The organism is Nocardia sp. NPDC003963, from assembly GCF_053605105.1.
In genome coordinates this window covers 39,864-53,080 of record NZ_JBSGIP010000028.1, presented here as the reverse complement: position 1 = coordinate 53,080, position 13,217 = coordinate 39,864, and the positions used below count along the sequence as shown (strand labels likewise).

Annotated in this window: 14 protein-coding genes; 9 read left to right on the top strand and 5 right to left on the bottom strand. The window is 66.2% G+C overall.

All coding sequences use genetic code 11. The annotated features are described in order from the left end of the window. Positions 1-126: 126 nt before the first annotated feature. Positions 127-1,425 (top strand): XRE family transcriptional regulator, encoded by a 1,299-nt coding sequence (locus ACWEWT_RS28535; RefSeq protein ID WP_452563530.1) that lies wholly within the window; start codon positions 127-129, stop codon positions 1,423-1,425. Then, entirely contained in the window at positions 1,422-2,300 is an 879-nt protein-coding gene (locus ACWEWT_RS28530; protein ID WP_452563528.1) for a phosphotransferase family protein, read from the top strand. Before ACWEWT_RS28535 ends, ACWEWT_RS28530 begins: the two co-directional genes overlap by 4 nt. Positions 2,301-2,328: 28 nt before the next feature. Here ACWEWT_RS28530 and ACWEWT_RS28525 read toward each other — a convergent pair whose 3' ends face one another. Then, positions 2,329-2,499, bottom strand: a complete 171-nt coding sequence (locus ACWEWT_RS28525; RefSeq protein WP_452563526.1) for a hypothetical protein — start codon at positions 2,497-2,499, stop codon at positions 2,329-2,331. Positions 2,500-2,769: 270 nt separating this feature from the next. Here ACWEWT_RS28525 and ACWEWT_RS28520 point away from each other — a divergent pair, with 270 nt between their 5' ends. After that, a complete protein-coding gene (locus ACWEWT_RS28520; protein ID WP_452563524.1) occupies positions 2,770-3,333 on the top strand; it encodes a flavin reductase family protein in 564 nt (187 codons plus the stop codon). Positions 3,334-3,340: 7 nt separating this feature from the next. Here ACWEWT_RS28520 and ACWEWT_RS28515 read toward each other — a convergent pair whose 3' ends face one another. Next, a complete protein-coding gene (locus tag ACWEWT_RS28515; protein ID WP_452563522.1) occupies positions 3,341-4,033 on the bottom strand; it encodes a class I SAM-dependent methyltransferase in 693 nt (230 codons plus the stop codon). A gap of 108 nt (positions 4,034-4,141) precedes the next feature. Here ACWEWT_RS28515 and ACWEWT_RS28510 point away from each other — a divergent pair, with 108 nt between their 5' ends. After that, complete coding sequence (locus tag ACWEWT_RS28510) at positions 4,142-5,353, top strand: hypothetical protein (protein ID WP_452563521.1); 1,212 nt, start codon at positions 4,142-4,144, stop codon at positions 5,351-5,353. Positions 5,354-5,420: 67 nt separating this feature from the next. On the opposite strand, the gene ACWEWT_RS28505 is transcribed toward ACWEWT_RS28510, so the two are convergent. Beyond that, positions 5,421-5,660, bottom strand: coding sequence for a hypothetical protein (locus tag ACWEWT_RS28505; protein ID WP_452563519.1), 240 nt, complete (start codon positions 5,658-5,660; stop codon positions 5,421-5,423). Positions 5,661-5,752: 92 nt separating this feature from the next. Between ACWEWT_RS28505 and ACWEWT_RS28500 the strand changes: the two genes are divergently transcribed. The 4 genes from ACWEWT_RS28500 (at position 5,753) to ACWEWT_RS28485 (ending at position 8,597) form a co-directional block, all read left to right on the top strand. Next, the gene (locus ACWEWT_RS28500) at positions 5,753-5,962 is read left to right on the top strand and encodes a type II toxin-antitoxin system VapB family antitoxin (RefSeq protein WP_452563517.1); all 210 of its coding nucleotides are present in this window, start codon (positions 5,753-5,755) and stop codon (positions 5,960-5,962) included. After that, a complete protein-coding gene (locus ACWEWT_RS28495; protein ID WP_452563515.1) occupies positions 5,959-6,378 on the top strand; it encodes a PIN domain-containing protein in 420 nt (139 codons plus the stop codon). Before ACWEWT_RS28500 ends, ACWEWT_RS28495 begins: the two co-directional genes overlap by 4 nt. 195 nt (positions 6,379-6,573) lie before the next feature. Beyond that, a complete protein-coding gene (locus tag ACWEWT_RS28490; RefSeq protein WP_452563514.1) occupies positions 6,574-7,515 on the top strand; it encodes a MerR family transcriptional regulator in 942 nt (313 codons plus the stop codon). A gap of 320 nt (positions 7,516-7,835) precedes the next feature. Next, the gene (locus ACWEWT_RS28485) at positions 7,836-8,597 is read left to right on the top strand and encodes an esterase/lipase family protein (RefSeq protein ID WP_452563512.1); all 762 of its coding nucleotides are present in this window, start codon (positions 7,836-7,838) and stop codon (positions 8,595-8,597) included. A gap of 262 nt (positions 8,598-8,859) precedes the next feature. On the opposite strand, the gene ACWEWT_RS28480 is transcribed toward ACWEWT_RS28485, so the two are convergent. Together ACWEWT_RS28480 and kstD are read right to left on the bottom strand one after the other, a co-directional pair. Beyond that, a complete protein-coding gene (locus ACWEWT_RS28480) occupies positions 8,860-9,723 on the bottom strand; it encodes a MaoC/PaaZ C-terminal domain-containing protein (RefSeq protein WP_452563510.1) in 864 nt (287 codons plus the stop codon). Between the two features lie 20 nt (positions 9,724-9,743). After that, positions 9,744-11,432, bottom strand: a complete 1,689-nt coding sequence (gene kstD / locus ACWEWT_RS28475; protein ID WP_452563509.1) for a 3-oxosteroid 1-dehydrogenase — start codon at positions 11,430-11,432, stop codon at positions 9,744-9,746. Positions 11,433-11,535: 103 nt separating this feature from the next. Here kstD and ACWEWT_RS28470 point away from each other — a divergent pair, with 103 nt between their 5' ends. Continuing rightward, positions 11,536-13,185, top strand: a complete 1,650-nt coding sequence (locus tag ACWEWT_RS28470) for an FAD-binding protein (RefSeq protein ID WP_452563507.1) — start codon at positions 11,536-11,538, stop codon at positions 13,183-13,185. Positions 13,186-13,217 lie beyond the last annotated feature (32 nt).

Below are 13,217 nucleotides of genomic sequence, written 5' to 3'. Positions count from 1 at the left end.
CGTGGTACAGACTCGTTGGGGAGCGAAGCGATCGGGAGGGCAGTTTGCGGGGCAGATTCCATCGAAGCCCCAGGGCGGCGTTGTTCGGAGAATAGGCTGGTTGCGGACCGACGAGAGGTGTCGACGATGTCCCCGCCCAACCGCAAACTTCAGAAGCGTCGGGAAGCCATGCCCTCACCGGCCATCGCAGGACAGCCGATGAGTCGCGCCGAACTCGCCGAAGCCGTGAACCACTATTTATGGAGGGTGAAAGGCCAACGCCGGGAGCTCGACGCCCATACGATCGCGCGTTACGAGCGCGGAGCTGTGCGATGGCCGGGCAGCGATTACCGGGAAGCGCTCTGCGCGATCCTCCGCGGATCGGTGACCGACCTCGGGTTCGCGCCCAGACGCCGCGCCAAAGGCGACAACGATGTCGACGAGATGTTCGACGTCGGTCTGTCCGGACCATTCGCCTCGGAATCCGTCTCGGCAGGCCGTCCAGCGGGGCTCAGGACGACCGGCCGGGTCGGTGGTTCGGATGTCGATCGTGTGCGGAGTGCCGCGCGAGAGATGGCGCGGATGGAGAATCGGCACGGGGGCGGCACCGCCACCGATTCGGTAACCCGTCATCTGCAACGTTTCGCGCCCTTGTTACGCAGATCCGCCTCTCCGGCAACGAAGCGAGCATTGTTCGAGGCGATCGGCAATCTCGGCGCGATCGCCGGATACTCCGCATTCGACATCGCTGAGTACACCGATGCTGATCGGAATTTCCGGTTCGCGCTCTGGTGCGCCGATTCAGCGGCGTCTTGGGAGTTGCGCGCGGCAACACTGGCGGATATGGCACGGATGGCCGCCTACATCGGTAACCCGGATGGCGCACTGTCTCTGGTCGAACTCGCGCAGGTCCGGAGTGACCGGCTCACGCACACCACCTGTGCAATGCTCGCTGCCGTCCGGGCGCAGTATCTGTCGGCCCTCGGCCGAATTGATGAAGCCCTTTCCGAGGTCGCGCGCGGCGACGAACACATGTCTGCGTCCACGCCGGATGCCGACCCGCCGTGGATGTGCTATTACGACGAGGCCGAGCACCTCGGAAGTACCGGGAAAGCCCTTATCCCTGCGGCTGTCGGGCATGGGCGCATCGAGTTGTCCGCTGATCGTCTGCATCGCGCCGTACAACTGCAGGGGGAGGACTATCCCCGCTCGCGAGCATTCTCGCTGACGAGGCTCGCGACTCTGTCCATGCGCATCGGTGATCCGAGAACTGCCGCGGGGCTGGGGATGCAAGCCGTTGCAGCGGCTGAGGGCTTTCGCTCAGGACGCATGCGGGACGAACTCGTGGGCCTGGTAGATGTTGCCGCGCGTCACCGGCGGATACGCGAAGTTGCCGAAATGCGAGAAGCTGTCTCGACCGTATCTCACACCGGGGCCGGTTCATGATCGCGATGTCGGACTTCCGAGTTCTCGAGGCTGCGGCAGCAGCAGTCGATCTGGATATCTCACGCGCTGTGCTCATTCGCAGCGGGGAGAATGCCGTGTTCGGATTGCCCGGAGGGATCGTTGCTCGGGTGGGCGTTCCGGGAGGCTACCCGAACGCTCTGAACGAATTGCGTATTTCGCTGTGGCTGAACCGTTCTGGGGTCTCGGCGGTGCGGGCGGTGGAGGTTCTGGAACAGCCCGTTCTCGTTGCGGATCGTGCTGTTACGTGGTGGCGTCTCGTCCAGGATCATCGCCCCGGAACTCCCGGCGAACTCGGTAGTGTGCTCCGTCGTCTGCATAGTCTCGATCCGCCGTCGGACTTTCGGCTGCCCGATTATCAGCCCTTCGCAGGTCTCGAAGAACGAATCGTGCAGTCCGCTATCGCCGATGAAGACAGATTGTGGCTTCTCCACCATCTCGACACTTTGCGGCAGCGATACGAGCAGTTGCCCACTGGTGAAACGACGCAGGTGATTCACGGCGACGCATGGCAGGGCAATGTCGCGGTACCACCGTCCGGGCAGCCGGTGCTCTTGGACCTCGACAAGGTTTCGATCGGGAACCCCGAATGGGATCTCGTTCAGCTAGCGGCCGATCATCTCGACTTCGATCGCCTCACCGATAAGGATTATCGGACTTTCGTCGACGCGTACGGCGGACGGGATATCACTGTCGAACCGGATTTCCGGGTGTACGCCGATATCCAGGAGTTGCGCTGGACCGTATTTGCGGTCGGTCGGGCGCGGGACAGCCCGAGAGCAAGAAGCGAAGCTCTGCGGCGTCTTTCCTGTCTCAGAGGAGCGGTACAGAAGCCCTGGACCTGGGCCGCGCTGTAACTGTCGGACTTCCCGATTTCGCCTTCGATCAGCGGAGTCTCTCTTGAACAGAGGGGATTTCGGGCACCGGTCCCAGCGGTGCGGGTGCTACCAGGTCTCTGTCCAGCGCCGAGGCGGTGATTCGTTCGAGCGGCTGTAGATCGGTGCAGGGGTCGTCGTGCCAGAGCACGCGGTTGAGCGCTATGGGTTGCTTGCTCATAGGCTCTCTCCGGCAGCAGTGGGGCTGGTCCCTGTACAAACTCTTCGATGGTTGCGCGACTCCTCGGTTCGTCTCGTGCCTGCTTCGAGAGATCCGTTCAGCGGGCCCTCTCGCAGAGGTGTGGCCAGTTCGCCAGAAGCGCGGTGCCGTATCGGCCGGTGGGTCAGAACGACCCCATGGATAGGAGGGGAGCTCGATGACCGAACGGAGCGTGCCGTCGCATAACCCAGCATCGGGACACTGTTGATGCCCGGATCGGATCCCTTATCCGTGGCTCATCGGTTGCTCGCGCCACGAATTACCTATCTGATCGGCACGCGGAGTGCGCATGGATCGTTCAACCTGATTCCGGTCTCCAATGTGACCTCGGTGTCGACCGATCCGCAGCACATTGTCGTGGCGGGCCTGAAGAAGTGGGAAACGTTTCGAAATCTGATGACTTCGCCGGGGTTCACAATCAATGTCCCGGAGTGGGGGCAGCTGGAAGCCGTCTGGAAGCTGGGCGCCAAGTATTCACGATTCCCGTTCGACTCGACCGAAGAGAAACTCAGAGCGAGTGGAATGGAGCTGGATTACGACAGGTCGCCCCATGGCCCCGTCGTTCCTTCCGGCATCGGCTGGGCGAGTTGCCGGGTGATTTCACGTATCGATCTGGCAGGTGATCACGGGATCTTCGTCGGCGCGGTGGAGAAGGTCTGGTTCAACCCGGATTTCCTTCGTCCAGACGGCACTCCCTCGGGGCCGATCAAGCCGGTTATGCAGCAGACAGGGAATCACTTCACTACGGCTGATGCCGAAATGTCGACCCTGCCGTACTTCGGGGAAGAGAACTGACGACCGGTCAGATACCGGTGCTTCGCCCGGGTTCAGGACGTTCGACCCGGTCGACCCTCGCCCACCATGCCGGTGCGCCGTGGTCGTGGAATCTCGTCTCGATCCGGTCCGGTTCGATCGAGGCGATATTCCAGCCGGTGGAAGGGCTGAGGGCGTCGTTCAGGTCTTCCGGGCTCACCGGGTGGGGGCCGGGTCCGGGGCCCTCGTCGCTGAAACACAGTATGTACAGGATCGCGCCGGGTTCCGTCACCGACGCCAGGCTCGATACGTACGGTATCCGCTCGTCGCGGTCGAAGGTGTGGAAGAGCCCGCAGTCCAGCACGGTGTCGAAAGAGCGGCCGAGGCCCTGTAGGTCGAGAGCGTCGGCGGTGACGAATTCGGCAGCGATACCCCGGTCCGCAGCCTTCGTCCGTGCGGTTTCCAGGGCCGTCGCGGCCACATCGAAACCCAGCACCGGCAGACCCAATGCGGCGATGTGCAGGGCGTTCTCCCCGGTGCCGCAACCCGCGTCGAGCACCGAGCCGGTGAAACCACCCTCGGCGGCCGTCCGTACCACCGCGGGTTGCGGACGGCCGGTATCCCAGGGAGCGGGCCCGTCCCGGTAGGAGGCGTCCCAGGGCCGGCCGCTGCTGCGTTCGTGGCTGGTGGGCCGTCGGCCGCCGAACGGATCGCCGGTGTGGTCTCCGGGCTGTCCGGACATCGCCGCCACCTCCCTGTTCCGGGTCTGGTGATCCCATCGTGGCAGGTCGACCGGGGAATCCCGGGAATCGGCGAGTATCTGTCGGAGGTGTGCTGTTCAATGCATGCCGTGGACACTGTGGACTTCGCGCGGGTCGTAGCGGAATACGGGTCCGGCTCAGCGCTGCTCGTCGAACCCGGGAGTTCGGCCGCCGCTCATGTTCCCGCGCAGTGGGCGCAGATCGCCGGTGCATGTGACGCCCGGGTCCGCAGTGCGGCCGCGGTGGCGCTCTGGAATCTCGATATGTTCGAGCTGATGCCCCGGTTCGGCGCGGTGCTCGCCGAATGTCTCGACGATGTCCGGGTCTGTCTGTTGCGCGGCGATTGGGTGCTGCTCTACGCACTTCGCAAACCTTTTCGACCGCACGAGTTCCGGATCGGCTGGGATCCGGCGACCTTCGGTGCCGATGTGCCGCCCTGCTGGGATGCGCTACCGGAGCCGCTGCGGGTCTTCCTCAGCATGGTGCACGCCGGGTTCACCGATCTCGACGGCATCTCCTTCGGCCCGGCTCGACCTCGCGATATGCAGACCTATGCCGAGCTGGGCATGGTCGAGGCGGTGCGGAACTGGGATACCGGCGAACGCGTTCCGGGCGATCGGGCGATGCTGATAGCCAAGGGTCTGGGCGATACGAACTACTTCGTCTCCGCCGAGCTGCCCGAGGACACCGTCGGCTGGGAATTCGGCGGTGATATGGAGCGGCCCATGGATTTCGGTCGCACCTTCGACGATCTGATGGGCCGCGGTTTCGAGTTGGCGCGCGACCGTCCCTCGGAGCCCCCGGCTCCCGAGCCGCCGCCGACTCCGGAAGAACTGCGGCAACGGATCGTGGCGGCCTCGACGGTGCGCGCGGCGCGGGCGGTGGTCTGGAACCGCGAGCTCACCGAGGAGACCGCGCGTGCGCGCACCGGTGCGCTCGTCGCGGAATTGCTCGACGCATTGGGCGGTCAGCTGAGTATCCGTCCCCAGGACGGCCTCGACGGTGAGACCGTGCTGCCGTTCGACGACGACGCGGGCACGGTCTACCAGGTGGATCGGCTCGAGACCCGCTACTTCCTGGACCCACCGCCCCCGGACCGTCCGCAGGCCTATCTGCCGCTGATCCTGCGAATCTGGGAACAGCGGGGCTGGCAGGTGACCACCTCCACCGGTATCGACGGTATCTCCGCACAGGCCCGTACCCAGGATTGGTACGAACTCACTCTCTCCCACCGCGACGACGGCAACCTGCGACTGGCCGTCGCCTCACCGGGGTTCGCCCGTCCCATCCGACGACGGTGATCCGCCGGGGGCGTTCCGCACGCGGCCGCATGTGCGGGGGTGCCGGCCGGGCCGGGATCCCCGCCGCTCAGTGCCGCACGATGATGTACTCCCCGGAATTCTCCTGGAATCCGACGGCGGCCGCGATGGCCTCGTCGTCGAGGACCGGACCGTCCGGCGGAACGACGACCAGTTTGTCGTCATCGTCGTAGAAGCGGTGGACGATCGCGATACATCTGCCCCGGGCGGAAACCAGGTTGTCCGCTATCCGGAAGTCGCCACCGACAGCTGATCGGTGGCGTCGAGCACGGTGTCCGGGTGCACCCATACCACCAGAACGGCCGCGACTGCCAGAGGGCGTCTACCCGTGGCTGTAAATCATGTATATCCAGAATTGATATCTGATATATACTGGCTGTCATGTCCAAATTGCTGATCGACGTCGATGACGAAGCGTTGGCCGAAGCGCAGCGCCTGCTGGGAACCGGGACGAAGAAAGATACGGTCAACGCGGCTCTGATCGAGGTGGCCACGCGGCTCAAACGGGTCCATGCGCTGAACACGCTCGGAGAGATGGCCGAGCGAGGCGACTTCGACATCCTGCTGGACAAAGATGCCTACCGCCGGTGATCAGCTACCTGATCGATACCTCGGCAGTGGTTCGGGTCCTGCGTGACCCGGCACTCCGCAAAACCTGGCATGAAGCGCTCACGGCCGGCGTGATCGCGATCTGCGACCCCGTGGAACTGGAACTGCTCTTCGCTGCGCAATCGCTTGCCGACCGACTGCGGAAGAAGGAATTACTCACCGAATTGTTCGGCTGGGTGGTGACTCCCGACCATGTGTGGACGCGTGCTCATCAGGTACAACAACTGCTCACCGAACAGGGAAGTCACCGTAGTGCGGGTATGGCCGATCTGGTGATCGCGGCTACCGCGGAGGCGAACAGGCTCACGATGCTGCACTACGACCGTGACTTCGAGACGGTCGCCGCGGCGACCGGCCAGCCGACTCAGTGGATCGTCGCGCCGGGAGCGATCAGCTGATCCATCCTGCGGTGCGAGTCGGGTACGGACGTCTACCCGGTCCCAGGTGACCGTCGAATCAGCATCCACCACCGCGCTGACCAGGGCAGTGGCCTCGAGTCCACCGGGCGTTGGGCCGGTGCGTCCGGCGACCGGTGGGGCGGTTCCCGGAATTGTCCTTGTGTCTCCACCCGGGGGAGACAGCAGGCTGGTGCCATGGACGACGAGACGCTCTACCCGATCGGAGCACTGGCGCGGCGGACCGGACTCTCGGTCAAGACGATCCGGTACTACTCCGATACCGGAATCGTCCCGCCGACCGAGCACACCCCGGCCGGTTACCGCCTCTACGACGTACACGCGCTGACCTGCCTGGAACTGGTCCGCACTCTGCGCGCGCTCGATATCGACCTCGCGACGGTGCGCGCGATCCTCGCCCGGGAGATCTCCCTGAGCGAGGTCGCGACCGCGCACGCCGATGCCCTGGACGTGCAGATCCGCACCCTGCGCCTCCGGCGTTCGGTGCTCCGGGCGGTGGCCGAACGGGAATCGAACTACCAGGAGATGGAACTGATGCACGAACTGGTGAACCTGTCCGAAGCCGAACGTCACCGCCTCGTCCACGAATTCGTCGACGCGACTTTCGGTGCGGTCGATGCCAACCCGGCGGTCGTGGAGTTGCTGCGGTCGAGCATGCCGGATCTGCCCGCCGACCCCACCACCGAACAGGTGACGGCGTGGATGGACCTCGTAGCGCTGGTGCGAGACGAGGACTTCCGCGCCGCGGTACGCCGGATGGCCGAATATCAGGCCGGGGAAAGGGCTGCCGGTGACGACACCGGACTGCACCACGCGCTGACGGAAACGGTGCGCGAGGAGGTGACCGCGGCGCTGGCGGTGGGTACCGACCCGGAATCGGCGGCGGCCCTTCCGATCCTCGACCGACTGGCCGGACGATATGCCGAGACCTTCGGCAGGCCGGACGACACCGCCCTGCGCTCGTGGATCCTGGAGCGGCTGGAGGTGGCCGACGATCCCCGGGTCGCGCGGTACTGGCAGTTGGTCTCCCTCGTCAACGGCTGGCCCGAACTGCCGGATCTGGGACCGGTGTTCGATTGGTTCGCGCGGGCGCTGCGGGCAGCCCTGCGGCGCGGCTGAACACGGGTCCGGGGGCCGGGGCATCGGGGCCGTCGGCCGGATCGGCCGAATCCGGGCGTCGGACTGTTTTTCGTGTTCGGGTAGATTCGCAGGGCGCCAACGCCGCCGGGTATCGCCGGGCGCCGTCGCGCTGTGTCCGGGACCGGCCGGTCACCGAACAACCGCCAGATCGTCGGCGATCGGCGTCACGATGACGCCACCTGTCGCCGCGCCTCCCGGGACCTGCTCGATCGTCGCATTAGCATCCTGACCGTCGGTCGACGCTGTTCGCGGTCCGGGGTGACGGCGCAGCGGTCGCTCAGCCTCCGGAAAGCAGGTCGATGAAAACTGCGCTCGCGGTGCTCGCCCGGTTCGTTGTCGTCGTCGTATCGCTGGGTTGTACAGCGGCGGCATTCCCGGACGGTATTTCCCGGGCCGACCCCGCACCGGCGAATCCTGTGCTGGTCATCGGTGGTTTCGACGCCGACCGGGACATTCTGGAGGACCTGCGCTCGGAGCTGGCCGATCGCGGTTACCGGGCTTTCGTCATGGTGCTGCCCGCGATGCCCGCCGGATCCTCGGGTACCGCGGGGATCGCCGATTCGGCGACAGTGGTCGCCGGCAAGGTCGCCGACATCCGGCGGACCACCGGGGCCCGGCGGGTGGATCTCGTCGGGCATTCCATGGGCGGGCTGGCGCAGCGGCACTACCTGAAGTTCCTGGGCGGGGCCGACTCGGTGGGCACCTATCTCGATTTCGGCACCCCGAATTACGGTGAACCGCTGGGGTCTCTCTGTGCGCCGCTCTTCCCCGGCTGCCGGGATATCGCACCGGACTCGGAATTCCTCCAGCGACTGAACACGCCACCGGCGCTGCCGCCCGGTATCCCCGCGTACCACCTGTACTCGGAGAACGAGGGTCCCGAAGGGCGACACCTCCCGGGTGCCACCAATCGCAGTGTCCAGCAGTTCTGCTCCGGTCGCCATGTCACCCACCGCGACGAACCACAGGACGCGGCTTTCCAGGATCTGATCGATTCGGCCTTGCGCGGCGGACCGCTCGCCACCGACTGCCCGCGGCAGTTCTTCCTCAGCTCGCGCTAGCGGCCCACCGATTCGGCGCAGTCGCGGTTGGTGCGCAGGTCCGGGCCGTAGGCCGCGTGGGGTCGGCCGGGCGTGGAGGTTCAGCCGTTCCCGTACGCGGCCGTGATCGCCATTCGCGGGGCTGCCTCATCTCGGGCTGCCCGATCGGAGCGGTTCCGGCCGTGGTCCCGCCGATCCTGGTCGACAACGGCGTCGGATGGAAACCCCTGTGCCCGGCAGACTCTCGATCTGCCGGGCACCGGAAGGTTGTGACGCGCCGTCGTCAGTCGGCGTAGGTGAGCACCACATCGCCCAGCACCGGCGCGCCGTCACGTTCGACGGCGGTGGCGCTGATGATCAACTGCCCCGGCTCCCGCCAGATCCGCGACCGCAGCGTCTCCCCGGGGAACAGTACGCCCGCGAAACGCGCCTTGAACCCGGTCACCCGGTCGGCGACGGACTCCAGTGCCGTATCGGTGGCGGTCTTGCAGATGATTCCGTAGGTGCACAGCCCGTGCAGGATCGGCGCCGGGAATCCCGCGCCTTTCGCGAACTCCGGATCGGAGTGCAACGGATTGCGGTCACCGCAGAGGCGGTAGAGCAGGGCCTGCTGCGGCAGCGTCGCGGTGGTGACGTCGAAATCCGGATCCCGTTCGGGGAGTTCGGCTTTGCTGCTCGGCCCGCGTTCGCCGCCGAATCCGCCCTCACCGCGGGCGAAGATGGAGGACCGTTCGGTCCACAGTGCTTCGCCGTCGGAGCCGCTGACAGTGAACTCCTGCACGATCACCGCATTGGAACCCTTGTCCCACAGTTCGCTGATCCGGCCGGTGCGGGTCGCCTTACCCGAAGCGGGCAGCGGTCGGTGCACCTGCACTTCCTGCGCACCGTGCACCACCTTGGCCAGGTCGATATCGACGCCGGGGAATTTCACCTTCGGCGGGTCGGTATCGCGCAGCGTATGGGCCACGGTGGCGAAGGTGGGCAGTACCTGCGGTTCCCGATCGTCGAGGTAACGCAGTTCGGCGGGATCGGTCCAGCGGTGCCCCGCGCCGATACCCAGGTGGTAGAGCTGGACGTCGGAGGCGGTCCAGGAGAATTCCTTGCTGGGGAGTTCGGCTCCCAGCGCGATTTCCGGATCGATGGGCATACGGTTCTCCTCGAATAGGCTCAGGCGCCGGCTTTTTTGCGGTCGATGATGTCGTGGACCGCGAGGTAGCCGAAAGCGATCGCCGGTCCGATGGTGGCGCCGGGGCCCGCGTAGGTGTGGCCCATCACCGGGGTCGAGACGTTCCCGGAGGCGTACAGGCCCTCGATCGGGGTGCCGTCCTCGCGCAGTACGCGTGCGGCGGTATCGGCGACCAGCCCGCCCTTGGTGCCGAGATCGCCGGGCACCATCTTGGCCGCGTAGAACGGCCCCTGGACCAGCGACGCGAGGCAGGGATTGGGCTTCACGGTCGGATCGCCGTAGTACCGGTCGTACTGGCTGTCGCCGCGGCCGTAGTCCTCGTCCTTACCGGTTTCGGCGAAGGTGTTGAACCGCTCCACCGTGGCGGCCAGTTTATCGGCGGGGACGCCGATCTTCTCGGCCAGTTCGTCGAGGGTCGCGGCCTTGACGATGAGATCGTTCTCCATCCAGCGCGACGGGAACTTCAGGCCCGGCTGCAGGCTGGCGAACATGTACCGGTTGCGGTAGCGCTGGTCGAAGACGAGCCAGGTGGGGATGTTCTCGCCCGGGCCCTCGCCCTGCCCGTACTCGCCGCCGTACATGGTGTGCACGGCCTCGACGTACGGCGCGGATTCGTTGCCGAACCGCTCACCCTTCGGGTTGATCATGATCGAGCCCGGCAGGTTGCGCTCCGACAGCGCGAACCACGGCTTACCACCCTTGAAGATGGTCGGACCCCACCAGGCGTCCTCCATGAAGCCGATAGCGGCGCCCGCGTCCATACCCGCGACGATGCCATCGCCGGTGTTGGTGGCGGCGCCGGTTGTCCACTCAGTGGTGATCGGCTCGCGCTGGTACTTGGCCCGCATCTCGGCGTTGTGCTCGAAACCGCCGCTGCCGAGTACCACGCCGCGGCGGGCGGTGAAGGTGACCGTTTCGCCCTTGTGCGTGGCTTCCACACCGGTGACCTTGCCGTTCTCGACGATCAGTTTGGTCATGGGGGTGTCGAGCAGCAGAGGCACGTTCGCGTCCATCAGGCCCTTGCGCATACCGGCGATCACCGCCTGGCCCATCACCATCAGATGTTTGTTGGTGAACTTGGCCCAGTAGGTGCGCGCACCGACCCGCAGCGCCCGCAGCACACCCTTCGGATGCCGGCGGATCAGGTTCAACCGGACGAAATCGGCCTGGGTGACCGCGACGTTCAGCGGGGCCTTCGAGTAGGGCGGGTGGATATTGAACCGCTCCTCGCCGAGGATCTTGGCGTTGAACGGCTTCGGTTCGCAGGAACGCCCGCCCGCCCGGCCGCCGGGAGCCTCGGGGTAGTAGTCGGAGTAGCCCTTGACCCAGGTCATCTTCAGCGGTGAGTGCGCGAGGACGAAATCCATGGCCTCGGCGCCGCGGTCGATATAGGTATCGATCCGTTCGGCGGGGACCACATCGCCGATGATGCTGTGCAGGTACCTGCGCGCTTCCTCGCGGTCGTCGGGACCGCCCGACTCGCGCAGGGCCTTGTTGCCGGGGATCCACACCCCGCCGCCGGAGCGCGCGGTGGATCCGCCGTAGTACGGCGCTTTCTCCAGGAGCACCACACTCAGCCCGTTGTGCGCGGCGGTGAGGGCGGCGGTCATCCCGGCGGCGCCGCTGCCGACCACCACCACATCGTATTCCCGATCGTTCATGTAGAACACGTTATAGAATGAAGCCGCTGTTGGTCTATGTTGTGTGGCAGAAGACTTGATCTGTGGCGTAAACAGCAGGGAAACTCGTTTCAGTTTCTGGTGGAGTTGGTAGATGACACGCGAATGGGACCTGACCGCGGACGTGGTGGTCGTCGGATACGGCGCGGCGGGCGCGGCCACCGCGCTGCAGGCCACCGAGGACGGAGCCCAGGTCCTGGTACTGGACCGATTCACCGGCGGGGGCGCGACCTCCCTGTCCGGCGGCATCATCTACGCGGGTGGCGGCACCTGGGTGCAGCGCGCGGGCGGGGTCGACGACACTCCGGAACTGATGCTCGCCTACCTCCAGCGCGAGGTCGGTGACGCTGTCTCACCGGAGACTCTGCGCCGCTTCGTCGAGGGCAGCCCGGCGATGATCGACTGGCTGACCGGGCACGGGGTGCCGTTCGAGGCGTCGCTCTGCCCGTACAAGACCTCCTATCCGAACAACGACTACTACCTCTACTACTCCGGAAGCGAGATCTCCGGCGCCTTCGCCGATATCACCCCGGCGCAGCGCGGGCACCGAGTCAAGGGGTGGGGTACCTCCGGGAAGAAACTGTTCGCACCGCTGGCCCGATCGGTGGAAGGCAAGGGGGTTCGGGTCGAAACCCTCACCACCGCCACCGCGCTGCTGACCGATGACACCGGCGCGGTCGTCGGCGTCGAATGTCGGACCCTGCGCGACGCGCCCGCCCGCGTCAAGTCCCGTTACGTCCGGATGGCCGCGATCGCCGCCAAGCCCGGTATCTACTACCCGCCACTGCGCCGCGCCCTGGAAAAACAGCTCGCCCGGCTGGACCGCCGGTACGCGACCACGATCCGGGTCCTCGCCCGGCGCGGGGTAGTACTCACGGCCGGCGGATTCATCGCCAACCGCGAGATGCTGCGCGCCCACGCGCCCGCCTACAAAAACGGGCTGGCCCTGGGCAGTTCCGGCGACGACGGCAGCGGTATCGAACTGGGCCGCAGCGTCGGCGCCGCGACCGACCGGATGGGCAATGTCTCGGCCTGGCGTTTCCTGCTGCCGCCGAGCTCGTTCGCCGGCGCGGTGCTGGTCGACGGGAAGGGGCAGCGCGTCATCGACGAGACCCGCTACGGCGCGGCGGTCGGCGATGCCCTGATCAACCGGCACGACGGTATCGGCTGGCTGCTCGCCGACGACGCGCTCATGCGGACCGCCATCTCCCAGATCGGGCCGCAGGCGGCCTGGTTCCAGCGGATGCAGTTCGAAGTGATGCGGCGTAAGGCGAAGCGTGGGAAAACTCTCGACGAGGTGGCCGCCGCGGCGGGCGTGGACCCGGCGGGGTTACGGGAGACGGTGACCGCGCATAACTCCGCCCACGCGACGGGTGCACCCGATCCGGTGGGAAAGCCGGCCGAGTATGTCCGCCCGGTGGGCGCGGGCCCCTACTGGATGCTCGATGTATCCATCGAACCGAGCCTCACCAATCCGTGTCCCATGTTCACCGTCGGTGGTCTCGCGGTCGACGAGCAGACCGGGGCGGTCCGCGATACGAACGGCGGTGAGATTCCGGGCCTGTACGCGGCCGGCCGGACGGCCGCCGGAATCTGCGTGAACTCCTACGTCAGCGGGCTTTCGCTGGCGGACTGTATCTTCTCCGGCCGGCGCGCGGGTCGTAGTGCGGCCGGGGAAGCGTCCGCGGTGGAAGGTGTGACCGGAGCACGGCCGACTCGAAAGGTTCCTGCGGAAGAACTCTGAGCAGAGATCCTGTGGGGTTCGGATCCGAAGGA

Excerpts from the sequence above, each read along its gene's own strand:
- ACWEWT_RS28485 (WP_452563512.1), top strand. The coding sequence starts at position 7,836 with ATGAAAACTGCGCTCGCGGTGCTCGCCCGGTTCGTTGTCGTCGTCGTA.
- ACWEWT_RS28480 (WP_452563510.1), bottom strand. The coding sequence starts at position 9,723 with ATGCCCATCGATCCGGAAATCGCGCTGGGAGCCGAACTCCCCAGCAAG.
- ACWEWT_RS28535 (WP_452563530.1), top strand. The coding sequence starts at position 127 with ATGTCCCCGCCCAACCGCAAACTTCAGAAGCGTCGGGAAGCCATGCCC.
- ACWEWT_RS28490 (WP_452563514.1), top strand. The coding sequence starts at position 6,574 with ATGGACGACGAGACGCTCTACCCGATCGGAGCACTGGCGCGGCGGACC.
- ACWEWT_RS28515 (WP_452563522.1), bottom strand. The coding sequence starts at position 4,033 with ATGTCCGGACAGCCCGGAGACCACACCGGCGATCCGTTCGGCGGCCGA.
- ACWEWT_RS28505 (WP_452563519.1), bottom strand. The coding sequence starts at position 5,660 with ATGGGTGCACCCGGACACCGTGCTCGACGCCACCGATCAGCTGTCGGT.
- ACWEWT_RS28470 (WP_452563507.1), top strand. The coding sequence starts at position 11,536 with ATGACACGCGAATGGGACCTGACCGCGGACGTGGTGGTCGTCGGATAC.
- ACWEWT_RS28530 (WP_452563528.1), top strand. The coding sequence starts at position 1,422 with ATGATCGCGATGTCGGACTTCCGAGTTCTCGAGGCTGCGGCAGCAGCA.
- ACWEWT_RS28500 (WP_452563517.1), top strand. The coding sequence starts at position 5,753 with ATGTCCAAATTGCTGATCGACGTCGATGACGAAGCGTTGGCCGAAGCG.
- ACWEWT_RS28525 (WP_452563526.1), bottom strand. The coding sequence starts at position 2,499 with ATGAGCAAGCAACCCATAGCGCTCAACCGCGTGCTCTGGCACGACGAC.